The sequence below is a fragment of the Rhodospirillaceae bacterium genome (assembly GCA_002728255.1).
Classification (GTDB): Bacteria; Pseudomonadota; Alphaproteobacteria; order UBA7887; family UBA7887.
Map to the genome: position 1 here is coordinate 43,675 of PBWV01000012.1, position 20,652 is coordinate 64,326.

General features: G+C 47.4%; 18 protein-coding genes. 10 read left to right on the top strand and 8 right to left on the bottom strand.

What is annotated here, in order from left to right; translation table 11 throughout:
- Window positions 1-52 precede the first annotated feature (52 nt).
- Window positions 53-1,567: a hypothetical protein gene (locus tag CMM32_02990; protein ID MBT05865.1), complete on the bottom strand. Its 1,515-nt coding sequence runs from the start codon at window positions 1,565-1,567 to the stop codon at window positions 53-55.
- A 208-nt stretch (window positions 1,568-1,775) separates the two neighbouring features.
- On the opposite strand from CMM32_02990, the gene CMM32_02995 reads away from it, so the two are divergent.
- Both CMM32_02995 and CMM32_03000 read left to right on the top strand, forming a co-directional pair.
- Entirely contained in the window at window positions 1,776-2,600 is an 825-nt protein-coding gene (locus tag CMM32_02995; protein ID MBT05866.1) for a hypothetical protein, read from the top strand.
- A gap of 67 nt (window positions 2,601-2,667) precedes the next feature.
- The gene (locus CMM32_03000) at window positions 2,668-5,052 is read left to right on the top strand and encodes a dehydrogenase (protein ID MBT05867.1); all 2,385 of its coding nucleotides are present in this window, start codon (window positions 2,668-2,670) and stop codon (window positions 5,050-5,052) included.
- Between the two features lie 65 nt (window positions 5,053-5,117).
- Here CMM32_03000 and CMM32_03005 read toward each other — a convergent pair whose 3' ends face one another.
- Window positions 5,118-6,815, bottom strand: coding sequence for a cyclohexanone monooxygenase (locus CMM32_03005; protein MBT05868.1), 1,698 nt, complete (start codon window positions 6,813-6,815; stop codon window positions 5,118-5,120).
- A gap of 239 nt (window positions 6,816-7,054) precedes the next feature.
- On the opposite strand from CMM32_03005, the gene CMM32_03010 reads away from it, so the two are divergent.
- Entirely contained in the window at window positions 7,055-7,897 is an 843-nt protein-coding gene (locus tag CMM32_03010) for a gluconolactonase (GenBank protein ID MBT05869.1), read from the top strand.
- Window positions 7,898-7,932: 35 nt separating this feature from the next.
- Here CMM32_03010 and CMM32_03015 read toward each other — a convergent pair whose 3' ends face one another.
- Window positions 7,933-8,271 carry a hypothetical protein gene (locus tag CMM32_03015; protein MBT05870.1) on the bottom strand — a complete coding sequence of 113 codons (339 nt, stop codon included), beginning with the start codon at window positions 8,269-8,271 and terminating at the stop codon, window positions 7,933-7,935.
- A 171-nt stretch (window positions 8,272-8,442) separates the two neighbouring features.
- On the opposite strand from CMM32_03015, the gene CMM32_03020 reads away from it, so the two are divergent.
- The 5 genes from CMM32_03020 to CMM32_03040 all read left to right on the top strand — a co-directional run bounded on the left by CMM32_03020 (window position 8,443) and on the right by CMM32_03040 (window position 13,907).
- Window positions 8,443-9,612, top strand: a complete 1,170-nt coding sequence (locus tag CMM32_03020) for a fatty acid desaturase (protein MBT05871.1) — start codon at window positions 8,443-8,445, stop codon at window positions 9,610-9,612.
- Between the two features lie 104 nt (window positions 9,613-9,716).
- On the top strand, window positions 9,717-10,652 hold the full coding sequence (locus tag CMM32_03025) for an alcohol dehydrogenase (protein ID MBT05872.1): 936 nt from the start codon (window positions 9,717-9,719) through the stop codon (window positions 10,650-10,652).
- Window positions 10,653-10,714: 62 nt separating this feature from the next.
- Window positions 10,715-11,812: a hypothetical protein gene (locus tag CMM32_03030; protein ID MBT05873.1), complete on the top strand. Its 1,098-nt coding sequence runs from the start codon at window positions 10,715-10,717 to the stop codon at window positions 11,810-11,812.
- 34 nt (window positions 11,813-11,846) lie between these two features.
- Window positions 11,847-12,737, top strand: a complete 891-nt coding sequence (locus tag CMM32_03035; GenBank protein ID MBT05874.1) for an EamA family transporter — start codon at window positions 11,847-11,849, stop codon at window positions 12,735-12,737.
- A gap of 192 nt (window positions 12,738-12,929) precedes the next feature.
- Entirely contained in the window at window positions 12,930-13,907 is a 978-nt protein-coding gene (locus tag CMM32_03040; GenBank protein ID MBT05875.1) for a nitronate monooxygenase, read from the top strand.
- Window positions 13,908-14,026: 119 nt separating this feature from the next.
- Here the strand turns inward: CMM32_03040 and CMM32_03045 are convergent, their stop codons facing one another.
- From CMM32_03045 to CMM32_03065, 5 genes are all read right to left on the bottom strand, one after another.
- Window positions 14,027-14,983 carry a taurine catabolism dioxygenase TauD gene (locus CMM32_03045; protein ID MBT05876.1) on the bottom strand — a complete coding sequence of 319 codons (957 nt, stop codon included), beginning with the start codon at window positions 14,981-14,983 and terminating at the stop codon, window positions 14,027-14,029.
- Window positions 14,984-14,992: 9 nt separating this feature from the next.
- Complete coding sequence (locus tag CMM32_03050; GenBank protein ID MBT05877.1) at window positions 14,993-16,063, bottom strand: hypothetical protein; 1,071 nt, start codon at window positions 16,061-16,063, stop codon at window positions 14,993-14,995.
- Between the two features lie 35 nt (window positions 16,064-16,098).
- Window positions 16,099-16,980 carry a phytanoyl-CoA dioxygenase gene (locus tag CMM32_03055; protein ID MBT05878.1) on the bottom strand — a complete coding sequence of 294 codons (882 nt, stop codon included), beginning with the start codon at window positions 16,978-16,980 and terminating at the stop codon, window positions 16,099-16,101.
- A gap of 62 nt (window positions 16,981-17,042) precedes the next feature.
- Complete coding sequence (locus tag CMM32_03060) at window positions 17,043-17,285, bottom strand: hypothetical protein (GenBank protein MBT05879.1); 243 nt, start codon at window positions 17,283-17,285, stop codon at window positions 17,043-17,045.
- A gap of 5 nt (window positions 17,286-17,290) precedes the next feature.
- Window positions 17,291-18,742: an XRE family transcriptional regulator gene (locus CMM32_03065; GenBank protein ID MBT05880.1), complete on the bottom strand. Its 1,452-nt coding sequence runs from the start codon at window positions 18,740-18,742 to the stop codon at window positions 17,291-17,293.
- Window positions 18,743-19,071: 329 nt separating this feature from the next.
- Here CMM32_03065 and CMM32_03070 point away from each other — a divergent pair, with 329 nt between their 5' ends.
- Together CMM32_03070 and CMM32_03075 are read left to right on the top strand one after the other, a co-directional pair.
- Window positions 19,072-19,392, top strand: coding sequence for a hypothetical protein (locus CMM32_03070; protein ID MBT05881.1), 321 nt, complete (start codon window positions 19,072-19,074; stop codon window positions 19,390-19,392).
- Window positions 19,393-19,583: 191 nt separating this feature from the next.
- Window positions 19,584-20,450, top strand: coding sequence for a hypothetical protein (locus CMM32_03075; GenBank protein ID MBT05882.1), 867 nt, complete (start codon window positions 19,584-19,586; stop codon window positions 20,448-20,450).
- The last annotated feature ends 202 nt before the right edge of the window (window positions 20,451-20,652 follow it).

Here is a 20,652-nt window from a genome sequence, read left to right on the forward strand (position 1 = left end):
TTGGGNCGTTTGCTGCGGTCGATCGCCATCTAGCAGCCCTAAGCTTGATAAATCACCAGCTTTCTGGGATTACATCAAAAGCTATGGTGAAACGCTTTTCATTTGATTGAAACGGGATGGTTTGGTGGTAAAAATACGAAGGGAATAGGACTATTTGTCCTTCACTAGGTTGCAAGAGGTGGAAATTGGGGTCTTGTTGTGTTGCAACATGATTGCTTGGTCGTCCAAACTCAATATATCCTTCTCCCTGGCCATCACCGTCCTTGGTGCATGTGGGTAATATTCCATAGTAGACGCCGCTAATCCATCCGCTTGGATGTATGTGCGTTTCATGATGGCCTTGTTCGTACAAAATTGAACCCCACGCTACGAGACGCCATTTAGTAGGTATTTGAGCCAGGTATGGGTGGTCTTTATCCGGCGGATGCCCTAGCGTGTAATCGTGTATGGCGTTTTTTGCTTTATCAAGAAGCAAAGAGACGGGGCTGTCTGGCGGATCCAATTGGAGCGCATTTAGCCTTTCCCCCTTCTTGATCGCTTTCCCACCTTGCTCGTAGCTTAGGTTCGGGTCTTCCGAGCATCGTTTAANCAACGATTCATTGAAGACCTTCAAATTCTTGTATCCGTTTGGAACCTCAATATGCACCGTTTCTATAAATCGTTCAAAGTTACATAGGCTCTCCCACTCATCCAGCTTGTGAAGACCAATTAAAGCCGATGTTTTAAGAGCGAGTCCGCTTGTATCATTGGGTTTTAGCTGGAGAGTGCTTTCCGCAACGGCCAAGACCTCAGTCCAGGTCTCAGACTGGTCTTGTGAAAGTTTTGGAGCGACCTTCAGTTGATCGCNAGAGGAATCATTTTTTTCTGAGAACCTTTTTTGGTAAGCAAGGTCTTTCAGTGTATCACCCAAATTGGATCGTGCATGCGTGCTGTTTTTGTTAATATCTAGGCTTTTCCTGTAGCATTCGAGGGCGTCCTCTAGTCTGCCTTCTGCTCTCAGCGCGTTACCCATGTTGTTGTGGGCATCGGCATATTGAGGATCTTCCTCTANTGCTTTTTTATAGCTTTCAATAGCAGCCCCCAATTTTCCAAGGTCTTGGAGGACATTGCCCAGATTATTGTGAGCAATGGCGTATGTTGGCTTGAGGTNGATGGCAGTGCGATANCAGTGTTCAGAATCATTTAGCTTGGCTAGAGATTCTAACGCTAGCCCCAGATTATTGTGTGCTTCCGCGTATTCAGGGTTTATTGCTAGGGCTTTTTTGCAGCTATCGATGGCATCGTGTGTTTTTCCAAGCGCAGAAAGAGCAAGGCTAAGGTTACTGTGTGCTTCTGCATATTGGGGTTCAAGTGTTATAGCTTTGGATATTAGATCAACAGCTAGGGAGTTGTCTCCACTCTGGTGGGAGATTACCCCAAGAAAATGTAGGGCTATTGGTTGCTGGGGTTGTGCTTGAAGAATTTGTTGGTAGATGGATTTAGCATTATCTAACTGTCCTGCCTGATGATGCTTTATAGCTAATTCCAGGGCCTCTTGTAGTGTCATGCTTTGTTGGTTCTCAACCATCGCTCACAAATCCTAGACGACCTAATCGAAGATTAATCCTGCGACCATCCTATTTTTATGGGTAGGTCCTTTTTATGTACCTTCCAGGTCCAGGATTTATTTAAGCAGACTCTTAGAATGGCGTCTATATATTGATGGCAACTTAGGAACTGGGTGTATCGGGTTAGCTTCACTTTTATGCTAACCAAAAAATTTACGAGGGGGAATTATGGCACAATTTGGTGACGACCCGGTTTCTGCAATCACGGAGGAAGAAGCCGCCGGGCAGATAGCAGAAATCTTTGCCGACATTCGAGANACCATGGGTATTCCCTTGCTGACATCTATTTGGCGCACACTTGTGTCTGTTGATGGAGGCCTAGAGGCAGTGTGGGCTGCCGCTAAACCCCTCTATCTAAGCGGTTTTCCCCAACTTGCTCTCGCTTCGATAGCAACGAGTGATGATTTGCCAGTTCCTAAGCCACTTTTAGCGGGCCAATTAGAGTCTGCAGGGCTAACGTCGGGAGATATTACCAGCGTGCGGGCTATCGTTTCGGCGTATAATAGGTCTAATGGTATGAATATGTTAGCGCTTAGTTGTTTGCTCGCTAAGCCACATGGCGACCCGCTGNCAAAACCCAAGATAGAGAANGTTATTCATTGGCCTCCTATACCTCGANTGTTGCCTCAGAACGAGATCGAACCCGATGTGTGGAGGCTACTTTTGGAAATAAACAAATTTGGCGCCGTAGAGGATGGGGCGCTGGCTACTTTATGGCGCCACCTGGCCCGATGGCCAGGTTTTCTGTCTATTGTGCATGACGTTTTTGTGCCATTGCAGCGATCCGGCGAGCTTAGTAAGTCCGTGCAGCGGGTACATGAAGTATCCGGTGAGTTGGCAGCAAGAATGGCTTATTTAAAGACGGAAACGGTTGCTCTGCCGGTTGGCGCCCATGAAATGGTTGAAAGCTATGTGGCTATTCCTGGTGCTGTGACCCGCATGGTAACCTTGGGACATGCAGTCGCGAACTGGCTGGATTCAGTTGTTGAATAGGTTCCATTTTTAAATCGGCTTTCACAATTGGTCGCTAGTNGTTATACCTGCTGGCCTGGAAGACACTATGGCGGGAGGGGGAGATATGCCAGACGGGCACGTNAAAAAGTCGACTCAGCGTAATCAACAGCTAAAAAACGTGGTCTGCAGTAGTTGTGATGGTTTTTGCCCGGTTGCTGTCAAGGTTGAAGAGGGTGAGGTTGTCAAAGTAACTACTAGAGACCATCCATTGTTCAAGGATGTGCTGTGTATGAAAGGTGCCTACGCTCCGAAATCTTTTGCCCATCCGAGCCGACTTTTACATCCATTGAAGCGGGTAGGTGCCCGCGGAGACGGGAATTGGCAGAGAGTTTCCTGGGATGATGCAATGGATGGTATTGCTGAAGANTTGACAAAGGTGGTTGANNGNTATGGGCCGGAAGCCTTTGCNATGGGTCATAGCAGTGGGACAGGANTTTCCGACGGAGGCCTTGGCCGACGGTTCATGAACCATTTGGGATCCCCAAATTGGATCAGTGGAGTAGCGTACTGCATGGGAAATACGGCTGCTGTTAGTAGGATGGTTTACGGCTGGNATCCTAGGGCTGATATTTTGAGTTCCAATTGTATAGTTTTGTTTGGTCATGATCCGAGNCGGCATAGTTGGACGCTGGAGTATAAATCCATCCGGATGAGGCAAGCCAAGGGTGCGAAGTTGATCGTTTTGGATCCTCGAAAAAGTGAAAATGCGGAGGCTGCCGACGTTTGGTTGCCGCTCCGCGCCGGAACTGATGCAGCTATGACATTAGGNTGGCTGAACGTAATTATAGAAGAGGAGCTGTACGATAAAGACTTTGTGCGGGATTGGACTGTGGGCTTCAACGAATTTGTTGAGCGTGTGCGACAATATCCGTTGAGCCGTGTTTCTGAGATAACAGGTGTTGAGGAAGAGCTGATAAGGGAGGCAGCGCGCATGTATGCGGCGAGCAAACCTGCTTGCATTCCGTGGTCTCCCATTACAGATCAGCAAACCTCCAGCACTTCAGCTATTCGTCTGCAGTGTATTCTGCGTGCTATCACTGGCAATCTGGATGTTAAGGGTGGGGATATATTCTCAGGTTTTAGTTCCGCTGTACGTTCTGAGTCAGAATTGGAGATGCACGGCCTGCTAGCAAATGAACAAAAGGCCAAGCAATTGGGAAGCCAAGAATTTCCTGTTTTTACCTATAGAGGGATGGAAGAGCTTGGGGATGCAACGGAAAAGGTATGGGGTACCCGCTGGGCTAATTTGGTTTCAGGTTGCTATATGGCTAATCCGATGGTGGTTTTTAAGGCAATGGAGACGGGGGATCCATATCCCGTCAAAGCCTTCTTTGCTATGGCAAATAACGCGCTAATGGCTTACGCCAATACAGGGCGGATATANAGGGGTTTGATGAACCAAGATTTAATTGTTTCTTTCGAGCACGCGATGACCCCAACCGCTGCTATTTCTGATTATGTCCTGCCCGGCGACTCTTGGTTGGAGCGTCCAAGTATGCAGGCTGGTATTAGCGCAAAGGCCATGGAGCCGAGAGGGGAATGCAAAAATGTAGTAACATTTTGGCATATGTTGGCTGCTCGGATGGGATTTGGAGAGTTTTTTCCTTGGGAGAACCAAGAGCAATTGCTAGATTATAGACTGGAACCGGCTGGGTTATCGTGGGNCCAAGTCATGGCAAATGGGCGTTTGCCTCGAGGCAAGCCTGAAGAAGATCCGTACCGTAAGTATCGTACAACTGGCTTTGCAACACCCTCGGGTAAAGTAGAGCTATATTCCTCCGTTTTGGAAAATTTAGGCTTTGATCCACTTCCTTATTACAGAGAGGCGGCAAAACCANATTCCCAATATCCTTTGACGATGTTCATTGGGCTTCCAGATGACGAGTTTTATCGGACTGGCCATCGTCATATGCCAGAGTTTAGGAAAAGAGTCCCAGACCAGACTTTTTTTATGTCACCCGGAGATGCAGCAGCACTTGAAATTGTGGATGGNAATTGGGCCCGAATTGAAACCAAGGTAGGNGTTGTTTCGGGAAGAGTATTTGTTAGATCAAGCATGCCAAGGGGTTTGGTGCGAGTGCCACATGGTTGGTGGAAACCTGAGTCAGCTGGTGGGTTGGATAATATGTCTGGCATGTGGGATTTTTGCGATGCTCTGGTGACTACGGATGATGATCCTGAGCTCATAGACCTTGAACAGGGTATNCCTCATATGAAGGGTGTTCCATGTAAGGTCTATGGGTTATCCAAAGAGGAAGTGAAAAAGCTGGAGGATAAATATGGTCCTACCAACGACCTTCCTCGTGGACCAGAGGGGAAAATTTTGCGCTCAGACGCGAAGCCTAATGACTTCATGTTCGATGATTTCACGAGCGAGGGCCTGGAATTTGAAGCAGCTGCACTTTCCCTGTACGGCCGGAATACGCTGTAGGGGTCGTAGTACGGAACGATTGTTTTCGCGGCGCTGCAATGCATCGCTTTGGTTTAATGGGGGGGTTATACTATGGGTACCCGTCGGGCCGCGATGGTGGCTGGTGATATCACATCCATATCAAGGGGTACCCGCCACCGTTTTGTCCAGCGCGGTTCTGGGACGGTGGTAGTATTCGGATCACCGTCGAGAATAAAACCTTCTAGGCCATTATCCATGACTTCGTTGCACTTACTGACATATATTGGGAACCCGCCAATATACGGCATAAATACTCGGGGGCGGCCGGGAATATTGGCTCCCACGTACCATGAGCTGCATGTTGATCGCAGNGATACTTTTGAAACGTCGGTAACGTGTTCTACCCAATTGTCTTCATGCTCATTGGTGGGTTCTATGGTCGTTACATTTGTATCTCTCATGTGTGCAATACAATCAACAATCCAATCCACATGTTGTTCGATGGCTTGGATCATACTTGCCAGGACTGAGGGGCTGCCGGGACCAGTAATCATAAATAAATTCGGGAAACCAGCGGAAGCTAAACCAAGGTATGCTCGGGGGCCTGCTTCCCACTTTTTTAAAAGGCTCAAGCCATTGCGGCCAGTAATGGATATCTTATCAAAGGACCCTGTCATTGCTGCAAAACCAGTGGCACAGATAATAGCATCGAAGCAGTATTCCTGGCCACCAGCGACCAAGCCATTTGGAGTGAACCGTTCAATCGGAGATTCGGATATGTCGACCAGATCTACNTGTTCTTGATTATAAACCTCGTAATAACCAGTATCCACACATAGTCTTTTGCAGCCAAGCACGTTATCAGGAGATAAAAGATCAGCTGTCTTTGGATCTTCTACGATATCACGAATTTTTGTGCGGACAAATTCTGCGATGGAATCGTTAGCCTCCTGTTCAAACAGCAGGTCCCCGTAGGCTCCAAGAAAAGGAAGTCCTCCTTTCTGCCATCGATCCTCAAATTGTTTTTGTCTCTCTTCAGGAGTTGCTTCTAAAGCGGAATCGGTATTGAACGGAAAATAAAACCCTGCTGGACGGCCTCGTGCTTTCGCCCGTAATTCCGGGTAAGTGGCCTTCACACGCTCTTCATATTTGGGGTCTAGTTTTTCATTCCAAGCGGGTATGGAATAATTGGGGGTTCGTTGGAATACAGTTAACGATTGGGCCTGTTTTGCAATGATGGGGATGGATTGAATGGCAGAGGATCCGGTCCCAATGATACCAACCCGTCGACCTTCTAATTTTGCGCCGTCATGGGGCCATTCGCCGGTGTGGTATATAGGTCCTTCAAATTTATCTATATCCTTAAAACTTGGCATGTTGGCAGCTGAGAGACAGCCTACTGCCATAATGCAGAATTGGGCTTGAACTTTATGCCCGCGGTCAGTCTCAACCAGCCATTTTTTNGTTGTTTCGTTGAAAGTAGTCGCAGTCACTTTGGTATCGAATTGGATATCGCGCCTAAGGTCAAATCGATCAGCCACGTGGTTGGCATAGGCAAGAATTTCTGGCTGAGGCGAATACTTTTCCGACCAACTCCATTCTTGGTCTAGCTCCTCGGAGAAAGAATAAGAGTATTGCATGCTCTCTACGTCACATCGGGCCCCGGGATAGCGGTTCCAATACCAGGTTCCACCCACTCCGCCTCCAACTTCAAATACACAGCTAGAAAGGCCCAGTTTGCGAAGGCAGTGAAGCATATACATCCCGGCAAAACCCGCGCCAACGATAACTGCATCGAACATTTGGTTTATCTCGGGTCGAGGCGTATCGATCTGCACGGTGCCTTCTTGANGCATTCTTTGTTTCATCCTCTCTATTCTTGTGGCCACAAACATAGTGGCGATTTTCAAAAACCTTTTAGGTATTTTGTCTATTACGGAATGGATGTTCAAGTTCTCAAGAGNAGTTTTTCCGTTCATATGGAAGTTAGTTTGGCGTTAATATGTAACTGCATTATCGGAATATAATCGGGGAGATGCTCATGAATAATATATCCACTCTGTTGGAAGGGCTCACTTTTCCCGAGGGGCCACGCTGGAGATCGGGGTATTTATGGTTTTCGGATTTTTATTCCAATGAGGTTATACAAGTTGATAGTGCTGGAAANCAAAGAACAGTTGTAGTGGTTCCGGAGCAACCTTCAGGTCTTGGTTGGACAAAAGATGGTCAACTCTTGGTGGTTTCAATGAGGGATCAGCGTGTTTTGAAATTAGATCATGAGTTGTTGGTGGAACATGCGAATTTGTCAGATGTTTCAACCTATTGGTGTAACGATATGGTTGTGGACCAGCATGGGGGGGCATATGTAGGGAACTTTGGATTTAATAGGCGTGCTGGGGAACAAGCTTGTCCAACCACTCTTGTCAGAATTTTGCCGGATGGAACTCCTAGTATAGCTGCAGATGATCTCTGGTTTCCTAATGGAATGGTAATCACTCCAGAGGGCGACATGCTAGTAGTGGCAGAAACATTTGCACACCGGTTGACGGCATTTGATATAGCGGTCGATGGATCCTTGTCTAATCGTAGAACCTTTTTCGAGGATTCTGATATGTATCCAGATGGCATTTGTCTGGATATGGAAGGTGCAATTTGGGTAGCAGATCCACACAATAACGAGGTTGTTCGCGTATTAGAAGGGGGAGCTATACAGGATAGAATTTCACTAGGTGATCGCGGAGCTTATGCTTGTGCGCTGGGTGGCCCAGATGGCCGGACCCTATATATTTGTACAAACAAGGGATCTGGGCCAGAGAACGCCGCTAATCGTGCGGGTAAAATTGAGTTCACCAAGGTTGCAGTGCCTGGAGTAGGTTCGCCCTAAAAGCGCAATTCTAGGAATTTAATAATTGGAGAACACTAATCGTCGAAATAGACAATAACGACCGCGTTGGCGATCACTATTGCGTCATCCGCGGCTTCATTAGGCACCTCTATGCCGCCGACTTCNGCTTCGACGGTCACGGTTCCATAAGGTAGTTCGTCAGCGATTTCCGAGGAATTTATCAAAGTTGGTTTGGGTACCCCGATTTTGACCGTTATGTGCATGTCGCTTGCTGATTTTTCGAGGGTTTGGAAAAAATTGAGGCTGGAATGCCGAATGGCATCNGAGACAGCTCGTTTTGCTGCAAGATTATAATCTTGACCATGGACGTCTACACCCATTCCCATTTCCGTTACGTATCGCTTCAAAGCCATTCTTGAGCTTCCTACCCGGTTCAATCAAATGTTCTTGATGATATCTAAACGATNGGGATAACGATACGGGAAAAATTACCAGGTATTAGGTTTTCGTCCATATGAGTGCGGGCTGGACCTTTTCTAGCTCAAGGGTTTTTAGTATGATTGGTTTCGAGGGAGGCACTTTGCATGCGGGATTCTGGAGCGGGGTTGGAGTATAAGCTGGCCGACTTGGAGCCTCTTAGCAGTGTCCGAAAAAGCTATCGAGTCAGCTGGTACAGATCCCCAATTGAGCACGGTAAATTACGTGAGCTCATGCGTCCAAGTGACTTAAAAGGNTGGTTTCAGGCCGGTGGTCACATGGGGATCNCGGTCATTACTGGAGGAGCAGTAATCTATTTCTTCGTCAAAGGAATGTGGCTTGCAATGTTATTGAGTCTATTCGCGCACGGAACAGTGTGTTCATTTTTCAAAGGCATAGCTGCCCACGAGCTGGGCCACGGGACAGTTTTTAAGACAAAATCGCTTAACAGGATTTTCTTGCGCCTATACAGTTTGTTGGGATGGCATAATTTTCATGAATATGCGATGAGCCACACGTATCACCATCGATATACACTCCATATCAAGGGTGATCGTGAGGTGGTATTGCCTCAATTTTCCAAGAGCACTCCACTCTATATTGTACAACTTTTCACTTTTAACTTTGTCGGTGGACTATTTGCTCCAGGCTGCATCCCGACCATAAAGGGTACCATTGAAACAGCTCTTGGCGGGTACGGGACATCTGTTTTAAGTAGGGAGTGGAGTAAAGCTCTTTACACAGCTCACCCTGAGGAAAGGCCAGCCGCTGTGCGTTGGGCTAGATGGATGCTTTTGTTTCATGGGAGTGTGTTGGTTGTCGCTGTGGCTACGCAAATATGGGTGTTGCCNCTAGTTTTAACATTTCAAAATTTCACCGCGAATTTTTTGAAGCATCTCGTCGGGTTTCCAATGCATTGTGGATTGAGGAGCAATGTGTCCGATTTTAGAAAATGTGTACGCACAATTCTGTTGGANCCGGTTTCAGAATTTTTATACTGGCGAATGAACTGGCATCTGGAACATCATATGTACGCTGGTGTACCATGCTATAATCTCAAGAAGCTTCACTTGCTGCTAAAACATGACATGCCTGAGCCTCGCACGTTATTAGGGGCATGGAAGGAAATGAAGGAAATTTGGGAGCGGCAAAAAATCGACCCGGACTATGAGTTTGACACCCCGGTACCTAGTGCTGAGGGTGAGGGAAGGCGGCAGGATAGCGAGCTGGACGCTTCGATTGGGGATCTAGCTCCAATCGCCCTCCAATCGTCCTAGGTGTTTGTAGGGTTTTCATAAGGCTAGTTTTCCAATAGATCAAAGGTGGCGAGAAGTTATCGTGCAATGACTTCGGTGGGATCGTTTTTTGGGGAGATAAAAAAATGAAAGCAGTGATAGTAAATGCGGCAGCGTCAGGAAGTCTGAAAGTTGGCAATGTTCCTGAGCCGGTGCCAAATTCCCACGAAGCGATTATAAAAGTTGGTTCATTCTCCTTGAATAGAGGCGAGTTGAGGCGGGCTCAATCATCCGAGGATGGAAAGCAAATCGGTTGGGACTTGTCAGGAACTGTGGAGGCAAGCGCTGTGGATGGAAGCGGGCCCGGNAAGGGAAGTCATGTAGTGGGATTTTCACGTCGAATGGAAGGCTNGGCAGAATATGTAGCTCTGCCGACTGCCGACTTTGCTGTGATTCCAGAAGCAGTGGATGGACCGGATGCGGCGACCCTGCCCGTGGCAGGCCTAACGGCGCTTTATGCTCTTGAAAGATGTGAACGTATTTTGGGGACTAAGGTCTTAATTACTGGTGCTACGGGTGGGGTTGGCTATTTTGCGTGCCAGCTTGCTGGTCTCATGGGGGGTAAGGTGGTTGCACAATTGCGTAGGCCTACATATGCACGCCTTATAACCGATCTTGGGGTGGACGAAGTTATTGTTTCATCGGATGGGAGCAANATCAGTGACAGCCATGAGTTCCGGTCCATAATAGATGGAGTTGGGGGGGGCATATTAGCCAACCTAATGAAGAAGCTGGAACCAGGAGGACGTGCCATTCTTTATGGGGTAAGCGATGGGAATGAGACACCTCTTGCCATTCGCGATTTGATGTTTACTGGGAATGGAAGAATTGAGGGCTTTCACCTATACCGTGAAAGCGAGATAGAGCCCGCTTGTAAGGGCCTAGAGAGGCTTTTGGAATTAATTCGGGTTGGAAAGTTGCGCACCCATATCCCAGTTCAAGAAAATTGGACGAATATTGGAGATGTGGCGGAGCAGTTGATTGCAAGAGATTTTCCTGGAAAGGCTGTCGTACATATCTAATGCGCGAAGGCCTGCGGTGGACACCGNTGAATTGCCGCTAACAAATAAAGGATAAAACTTCTATGGTAATTTCGGATATTAGGACCCATTTGCTTTCTGTTCCCTATCGCGACCCTCCTAAGATTGGGGTGGCTGATTATTCTGCACTCGAAGCTAAGATAAATTTGTTAGTGGTTGAGGTAGAGACCAAATCAGGGGTGATTGGCACAGGGCATCTCCATCCAGTAGCGGGGGGAATGAGGACTCTTGAAACTTGTATCCATGAAATGTTGAAACCCCTCCTGATTGGGGAAGAAGCTACCAGCGTTGAAGCCTTGTGGCAGAAGATGTGGAGGGCAACATACATACAAGGAAGGATGGGGATTACCGTTATGGCAATGTCTGCCTTGGANGTAGCTCTGTGGGATGCAGTGGGAAGGCATGCAGGTAAGCCATTATGGGAATTATGGGGAGGAAGTGGGGATGCTCTTCCCATCTATGGTTCCGGTTGTTTTCGCGGACTTGGTCATGATGGAATGATCGAGAAGGCGAAGCGATACGTCGATCGAGGGTTTGCAGCCATAAAAATGCAGGTTGGCCATGTGTTTACCGAGGACGAAGATGTAGCAAACGTTCGCGACATGCGCCAAGAATTGGGAAGTGGCATCGGCATTATGTTAGATGTGAACCAGGGATGGACCGCTGACGAGGCAATACGGGTGGGTTCCCGGTTAGATGAGTTCGATTTAGCATGGCTGGAAGAGCCAGTTTTAGCAGATGATTTTGAAGGCTACCATAGGGTTGCCGATGCAATTCAGACCCCTGTGGTGGGGGGTGAGAATCACTTCACACACCATGATTTTAAACCCTTTTTCGCAAGCAAAAAAATACCCATCATCCAACCAGATATTATGCGAGGTGGCTATACGGAGTTGAAGGTAATAGCAAATCAAGCACACGATGTTGGTATAAAGATGGCGCCCCATTTGTTTTATGAATTAAACTCTCATCTCAATGCTTGTATTCCGAATCCTATGTGGCTCGAGTATATGGGCTGGTTTGACCATTTGTGGGTAAATCCAGCCCTTCCTGAGAATGGCTTGTTAAAGCCTCCTACTAGACCAGGGCACGGTTTTGACTTTAAGCCAGAGCTGTTCAAAGAATTCCCGTATCAAGCCTAGTGCTACAAATAGTCTTAAGGTAAGGGCTTGGTTGATGAAGATACTGGGTGCAATTGTACGGATTGGCGCATCTGGAATTCCCTGGTACGTAGCGGGAATGATCCTGTTTGCTGGGATGGATGTAATTTCTAAAACACTAGTTCAGACTTTGCCCTTGGCTGGAATTTTGTGGGTAAGATATATTTTTTATGCTGGGTTTGGCCTCATACTGGTTCTTAAACTTTCCGGTCTAAAGGGATTAAAAAGTAAGACCCCGTTTGTGCAATGCGGAAGGGGCCTAGCTATGTTGTTCGATGTCGCATTGTTTGTTCTATCGTTCCGATTTCTGCAACTTGCGGAGGCCCATTCAATTGCGGCAATAGCACCGTTGATGGTGACTGCATTGGCGGTTCCCATGTTGGGTGAACGTGTTGGTCCACGCCGATGGTCTGCAGTATTGTTGGGTTTTGGTGGGGTTCTTATCATTCTTAGGCCGGGTTCTGATATTTTTCAGCCCGCTGCTATTCTTCCTCTCATAGGAACCTTGAGTTTTTCACTTTATCTTATTTTGACAAAAATTGTTTCTCGCCACGATGGCTTGGGCACAACCGTATTCTACCCAGGCGTGATTGGTTTGGTGATCCTNAGCCTAATCGCTCCATTCCAGTGGCAGAGCCCGACGTTAGAGGAATGGTCTCTTTTGGTTTTAGCGAGTCTTTTGGCTGTGGGCGCCCATATCTGCGTCATTCGAGGATTGTCCCTCTCTGATGCCAGTCTCCTTCAACCGTTCAACTACATATTACTACTTACGGCGATCATTCTCGGGTTTTTGGTATTTGATCATTTCCCAGATGCTGTAACTCTGTTAGGTGCGGGTGTGGTTGTTATTAGCGGGCTTTATGTTTGGCGGCGAGAGNGATCAACAGCCAAGGGGTCGGAAAAATAAGAACTGAACGAGCAAAAAATCGGGATTTGGTGCCCTTGGAGTGTTTCGGCAAAGAGTGCTATTAATGGAGATTCGAGCCGGGTTAGAGAAATAGGGTTGCGCCGCATTAATATCTGGCAGGCCTCAAAAAATCACGTTCGATGGCTGTTAAGGCGCTGTGGCATTTTTTAGTTTTTAATAGGAATACTAATCATGAAAACTCGTATTACAGAACTCTTTGGAATCGAACATCCCATTATTCAGGGGGGCATGCATTATGTGGGCTTTGCCGAATTAGCAGCNGCTGTGTCCAATGCTGGAGGGTTAGGGATAATTACGGGTCTAACCCAAAAAACACCACAAGACTTAGCCNGTGAAATTAAGCGNTGCCACGAGATGACCGATAAGCCTTTTGGGGTAAATCTNACTTTCCTTCCGGTTATGACTGCTCCCGATTATCCGGGCTATATCAGTGCCATTATAGATGGCGGCATAAAGGTTGTAGAAACTGCTGGTCGTAATCCGCAAGATCATCTGCCGCGACTGAAGGATGCGGGGATCAAAATTATTCACAAGTGCACCTCTGTCCGGCATTCTCTTAAGGCGGAAGCCATTGGATGTGACGCAGTTTCCGTAGACGGATTTGAATGTGGCGGACATCCGGGGGAAGATGACATTCCTAATATGATTTTGCTCCCTCGCGCGGCGGAAGAGTTGAAGATTCCATTTGTAGCCTCTGGTGGGATGGCAGATGCGCGGAGTTTGGTGGCCTCANTAGCTATGGGTGCGGATGGCATGAACATGGGGACCCGGTTTATGGTGACAAAGGAGGCCCCGATTCATGAGAANGTTAAAAGGGCCATCCTTGAAGCGTCAGAATTAGATACTAAGCTGGTAATGAGGCCATTGAGGAATACGGAGCGTGTTCTTCAGAATGCTGCGACAGANAGATTGCTGGAGAAAGAGGAGCGCTTGGGGAAAGATCTTAAAATTGATGATATTATGGAAGAGGTTGCTGGTGTTTATCCNAAAATCATGATTGACGGCGATATGGATGCGGGTGTTTGGTCGTGTGGAATGGTGGCTGGCTTGATCCATGACATACCAACTTGTCAGGATCTTATCGAGACCATCATGTCTGAAGCAGAGTCCTTGATCCGGAAACGGCTGGAAGGGATGGTAGCCGCCTAAGTATCTGNAAAATTGGCGACCAGCTCTGGGAAAGGGCTGGTCCTCCAGTTTTGGCATANCTTCTTGCCCTACCCCANTTTTGTGTGCTCACACTGCAGCTGAGCTAGTTGTTGATCCGCCTAACTGTCAACTACAGGGGATATATTAGGACCCTTCGCATTGTAATAATCGTTTTTATTCGAACCGGAGGGAATAAAGTCGGCCGCCAGATCATCTCGCCCTGTTGGTACGAGTTCGGACTCGTTTTCTCCGGCAACTCTTGTGTGCCGTAAGACGCGAACTTCATTGTAATCATACGGCATTGCTCTGTGGAGAATACAGCGGTTATCCCACATCAAGACATCACCTGCTTGCCATTTATGGCTGTATGTTCGGGGTGCTTGACAAGCAAAAGTTAATAATTCGTCCAATAGCTTTTGGCTTTCCTCTCTTTCCATGCCCTCAATTTTGTAGGCGTGCCGCCCAATGAAAAGAGATTTGCGTCCGGTTACCGGATGCACCTTCACTAGGGGCCGACGGGGTGCTCCTTTATTGTGGTATCCGTAGGCGGCACCTGTCTCGATCTTATAACCCACCTTCGCCTGAGATTGGTATAGGGAGTGGTATGCTTCAAGATCGCTTATTTTATCTTTTATTTCCTGACTTAGTTCATCATAAGCTGCCCTCATGTCAGCAACTTCTGTCTCACCGCCCTCAGGAGGCACGATCTGAGCGGACAAAATGGAGGCCTTGGCTGCCAAAGGCATATAGGAGCTGTCCGTATGCCAACCTTCATTGCCACGTAGTGTTTTATATCGAAAGTCGTCCGATTTCAGCACCGAGCCGTCCTCTGTTTTGTTGCTGATTGCGACAGCAGTCGGTTTTCCTTCCGGATTAAGTGTTTCCAGATTACCAAAACGTTTAGCAAAGTCCACCTGGGCATCAGCTTCAATGTGTTGGCCTGGAAAAACCAGCGCGCCATACTCATGAAAGGCATCCTCTACCGCTTTCCAAGTGGCTTCATCCATATTACTTAGATCTAGGTCAGTTATTCGGGCGCCCAGCGTCGCGTCGAGAGGGGTTATAGTTGCTTGCATGTTNTGCTCCTACTCCGGTGTAGTTTGGTAATTTGATGTTTTTGATTCTAAGTGTTTAGGCCGCATTTCCCCTATATTTTGGGTGTTTTTATGAACGAAGCCTTTAGTGGGGTCGCCAGTTCGGCCATAGGCATTCCATATCTTGAAGCCGAGTCGTGAGAGTAATTCTGGTGACGCCTGTTCGACTATGGCCGGGTCGACACCCAAGGTATAATTTTCCTGCGCTCGAAACTGGGGCGCACAATAGGTGGCTAGTAAACCTAACCGGTTTCCATTTGATTTATTGGCGCCTGTTCCGTGCCATAGTCGGCCTTCAAAAACTATTGCTGAACCTGCTTTGGCCTCAGCCGCTATAGACACCGTAGTATGTGGAACATCCGGTGTTGGTTGTAACCCTGTGAGGTGGCTTTTGGGAACTATGCGAGTGGCGCCATTGATTTCAGTAAAGTCGGTGAGACAATACATAACATTGCAAGCGCAAGGAGGGTTGATGGCTTCATCGGGATCCCCGTTGGAAACGCCATAGTATTCACCTCTTTGGATATTGCCTGCTGCAATGTGGGGGTCCTTCCGTGGTGACGGACGGGGCATCCACCACTGGTCTGTATGGAGCCCCATTTCCACACCGCCTGGTTTTGCAATATTTGCAGAAAGAGTAGAGAGAAGAAAATCCTCCCCCAACAAAAATTCAATTAGTGGCGTCATAAAACTATGTGTCACTAGGTCCCGGAAGACTTCCCCTTTGTTCACGAGCATCCATACGCGCTGGTTAATCCCTCCCGATCCAACTGAGAAGGCGTTTTCTGGGATTTCCGCATATTTCATGCCGGGATTTGTAATATCCGTCTTCATACGATCGATTTGTTTGGGGCCTTGATCCTCAAATGCGACCCCTGACTCAATCTCAGCCTCGGCTTGCTCAACCAACCGATTGTGGACCGATTCCAGAGTTCGTTCATCCAATGCATCCGCAACGATGCAATATCCGAACTCTTTCAAATCCGAAACAGCCTGTTTTTGATCTTTCGTGGGCTTTGGAGTTTTGTCCCCTGGTCGCCATCCTGGTACAACTTCTCCCATTCTCTCCATTCCTGATTGTTACTTTTATCGGATTCTTAAAGCGTGGGTCGATATTCACCTTCGTTAGGTTGTTTTTCCGCGTCCTTGTACACAATCTTTCTAACAGTGTCGCTTGCACGTTTGTGAAAAGCCACAGTTTCTGGGTCGAAATCTTGTGTGGGGATGGGTGCGTGGACAAAATTGTTAAAAAGGTCCTTNCCTCGGACTAAAGCTGCACTATCCCATTCTGCTTGGAGTTGTTTGGTATGGGTAGGCATATAGTGAAGAGATAGCCCAATTCGACGATCATCGGTAGTGTTTGGGCCTGACCCATGAGCGCACTTAACATTGTGAAGAGAAACTTGTCCTGGGCTAAGCGGCATGGGGATGGTTGGTTGGTCTCCTACCACGATGTCTATTTCTTGGCCGCGCGTTAGCATGTTGTCCTCGTGATACGTTTCCCGGTGTCCAAGTTGTTGTTTGTGGCTTCCAGGGATTACACTCATGCAGCCACTTTCAGCGCTGGCCGGGGAGAGAGCAAACCAGACGCTAACCAGCTCGTCGTTATCCAATCCCCAGTATTGGAGGTCCTGATGCCATCCGACGTAGCTGGGACTATTTGCTTCTTTAATCCAAAATACCGTGTTCCAGCAAAGAATATTTTCGCCAATTAGATCTTCCACAGCATCCAATAACCTTGGATTACGCATAAGATCGTCAACCCACTTAAAAAGGAGGTGGTTTTTGGTTCGTTGGAAACCTTCTATGGGATGGCCTTGGCTTTTTTCAAAGGTTTCTAATTCACATCGAAGTGCGGCCGTATCCCTCTCGGACATCACCTGTAAGGGAGAAAAGAACCCTTCTTGTTGATACTGCGCAATGGCTTCATTGGCCAAAACTTTGGGCATTCTGTGCGTCTCCCTCTTCTTACTGGCCATTAAAATACTCCCGAAATGATCATTTGAGAAGACCTTCTAACGGTTATTCTCCGCAACTTATTTCATNTTTCGGGCNAATGCAGCCAGGGGATTAGCTTTTTAGCGNTGGCCAGGGCGAGCTCTAAAGTTTCAAATGTGGAGCTAAGAGACTTGTCCAACTGTTGCCAACCGCTAGCATCCTCGAAATCTCTTCTATATTCTGCAAAGCCAAAAGTGCCATCGGAGTGCATAAAAANGTCTACGCACCGGAGNCCATCTGCTGAGTTTATGCTTTGTAGGACTACTGGTTTGGACGAGGTTTTCACGTTACCTATTGCTCAAATTGGAAACGGGACACGGTTCGCACTCCATGTTCCGTGCGCAGACGATGGTGTAAAGGAGGGTAAGCCCGCTGAGAACAGTCCATGCGTTCGCAGACCCGACAGCTGACGCCTACCGGTACGCCCGGTTTTTTCCCTTTTAGGTCGAGCCCATCTGAATAAATGATATTTTTTGCNTCTTTCATCTCACATCCTAGCGCAATGGCAAATTGTGCCGTGCCGCCATACTGCCAACTACCAATGGGGTCTAAAGTTCTGGCAAAAGTGAAGAATGTAGTGTCGTCGGGCATGGTGGATATTTGGGTTAAAATACGGCCCGGTGAGGCAAAGGCATCGTGTAAGACCCAGCGGGGACATGTTCCCCCAAACCGTGCAAATTTAAACTTTCCTGCACTGTCTCCTTGCCAGGACGGAATAAGGCGTTTGGAAACATTCCCTGCCTTATCCACGCGCAGAAAAAAGAATGGAATGCCTCTCTGGTTGGGACGTTGAAGGGTTGTAAGGCGGTGGCAAACCTGTTCTAGGCTTGCCATAAATCGTTGTTGCAGCAGTTCAATGTCGTGTTTTAGTTCTTGGGCGGCGCTTCGAAATTCTAAATACGGCATCATGAGGGCACCCGCAAAGTAGTTGGCTAGGCTGCTTTTTAAAATTCCAGGCCCATCGGCAGTTTTCAATTCGGCTTTTTCTACGGTTCGGTCTAGGAGCTCTCCTTGCTCGATAAAGGCTGTTTGGACCCCCAATTGGAAAGTGCGCCCAGAGACAGGAAGCATTTCAGAGAGTAATAGCCTTTGCTGGTGGTTTTTGAACTGGCGCAGAGTGTTTTGTAATACTGTTGCCGGCATTACTTTAGTTTCTACGGAGTGACGTGACCTTAGATTTTCTACCAAGGCAAAGGCAAGATTGTATGGGGTGACATTGAGTTCGTTGCGCAGAGATTCTGCGGCGCTTTCAATGGCTTCAAAATAATTTGATTGTCGCTCTTGGTACTCCCGAACCTCCTCGATTGCATCGGTGGCATTCCGTGTTGCACTAGTTTTCTCTCGCTGAGCAGGCTGATGGCCAAGCGCCTCGGCGTCGTCCCGGATGCTACTGTATGCCCTGTAAAGAGCGCGGACTGCGCCCGCAGCGGATGGGCTCACTGCTATCAGGTCTTTAAGCTCTCGCTCGGGAATTTGTTGATCCTGGAAAATAGGATCTCCAAAGACTTCTATCAGATCTGCCACTAAATTAGCGTCTTCATCGTCGGCAAGATTTCGAAGGTCGACGTCGAAGGTTTGGCTGAGCCTGAGCAGGAGTGGGACTGTTACAGGTCGCTGATTATGCTCAATCAAATTCAGATAGCTGGGCGAAATATCAAGTTGGTCGGCCATCTCACTTTGGTTAACGCCTTGCTCCATCCGAAATCGGCGCAATTTATGCCCTATGAAGGCCTTCTTTTCCATTCCAAATCTTTCTACAATTCAAGTCAGAAATATGACGATAATTTACAAGATTTACAACCAGTAAATTTATTTTAGATAATAATTTACACAATTACTCTTTTTTATACAATGAGTTATAGACTTTTTTATTACTATATAATATTTACACAGGGTGCTTGCGAAGCTGCCTGCCTGGGGTTACCTCCCTCAACTCCAGGCAGGCATACTTCGCCAGCGCACGAGATGCCATACTCACAAAAATCCAGCATAGCACTGGGGATTGGCGAGAAGCGTCTTGAGGGGGGGTGCATCAGAACTAATTTTGTAACCCTTTAGAAGGAACCTATGTAATGAAAAATACTTTAGTTGCGGCAGCGGCTGCTTTGGCTTTAAGCCTGCCTTTGGCGACAGCTGCATTAGCTGACGGAAAGGTTAACATTGGTAATGGTGGATATGATGTGGCACCATACATTGATGTTGCTCAGATTATTGGCAACTGCAAACTAGCGAACACCGGTGCGATGGTCCAAATTGTTCCTGCCAACGGCGGATACGATTTACCATCTGACACTTGCTCTGTCACCGTAGATGGAAGAGTGGCAACACAAAGCCTGTACAGTCCTATTGTGATTGAATATGCGACTGTCGAGATTGGTGGGGAGCAGGGCTAGCACCCCTTTCCAACATAATTCTGTGGCGATTTCAAATCGATAGAATTAGTGGTAGGTAAAAGGTTGAGTGAGCTTGGATTTGCTGTAACGCAATTGCCAAGCTCCAACCTTTTCGAGGCTGTTAGATACCCCAAAAATTGAGTTGCTTGCCCAATTCCAGGCATGTTTACTAGTTTTTGCAACAAAACAAAATGGGGGACCCTATGGAAACTGGTACGTTTAAGGGATATGAAACTTCTCTGTCTCATCCTGGCATACTTTGGATTCGTTTCAACCGGCCTGAGCGTAAAAATGGCATGACTTCGGTCATGAAACGCGAGTTGATTGAGACTTTGACACAAGCACAAATGGCGGATGAAGTTCGGGTCATAATTTTTATTGGTTCTGGGGATTCATTTTGTGCCGGGGATGACCTCAAAGGTTATACTACTGCTATGCGGGAAGACGACGACGGTCTAACCCCACTTATCCCTCCTGGACATGATAATGGTATTGGAACTTACGCTGGTCTCAGAACTATATCCCAAGCTCTAAATACCCGGGTGCGGGAATTAGACAAGATAACTATTGCGGCGCTCAATGGGGTAGCGATTCAAACTGGATTTTCTCTAGCCTTATCGTGCGATTTTCGTATTGCCTCAGAGCAAGCAAGCATGGGTAGTGGTACTTTGCGCTTTGCCTTGCTTCCAGACGAGGGTGGTCACTACCTGTTGGTTCAGCATATTGGGCTCGCAAAAACTATAGACTTTGTAATGCGAAAAAAGATTGTTTCTGCGGAGCAGGCGAAAGAGTTGGGTTTGGTGCACGAGGTGGTTGGTGCGGAGAACTTAGAGATGGAAGTAATTAAGTTAGCGGAGCAGATGGCGGAGGGACCACAGGTGGCCATGAGGCTTTTAAAGAGAACGGTTTATAATGCTGCCGAAATGAATTGGTTGCAGTCTTTGGACGATATTGCCGGCAAAACGGCAGTAAATGACCACCACCCAGATGCGGAGGAAGGGGTGATATCTTTCAAGGAAAAGCGGGCGCCAAAATTTAATAGGTGGCTATCAGAGTGAGTAGGAGTGGTCTAGGAGTTGGGTAAGTTTAGGCGATTAATCATTCTCTCTGCTGGTGGCTACCCAACGCTGTGGCAAGGAGTTTTTTTCTGTGAAAGGTCGGACAAGACCTTACCAATTTATTGGTTAAATAGTTCACACTTCGACATATAAGATGATCTAAGCAAGGTCGTTTCACGTAAATTGAGCTGGTCAAAATTGT

Bases quoted from the DNA above. Each gene is read 5' to 3' on its own strand.
- CMM32_03045 (MBT05876.1), bottom strand. From the start codon at position 14,983: ATGCAAGCAACTATAACCCCTCTCGACGCGACGCTGGGCGCCCGAATA.
- CMM32_03050 (MBT05877.1), bottom strand. From the start codon at position 16,063: ATGGGAGAAGTTGTACCAGGATGGCGACCAGGGGACAAAACTCCAAAG.
- CMM32_03070 (MBT05881.1), top strand. From the start codon at position 19,072: ATGAAAAATACTTTAGTTGCGGCAGCGGCTGCTTTGGCTTTAAGCCTG.
- CMM32_03075 (MBT05882.1), top strand. From the start codon at position 19,584: ATGGGGGACCCTATGGAAACTGGTACGTTTAAGGGATATGAAACTTCT.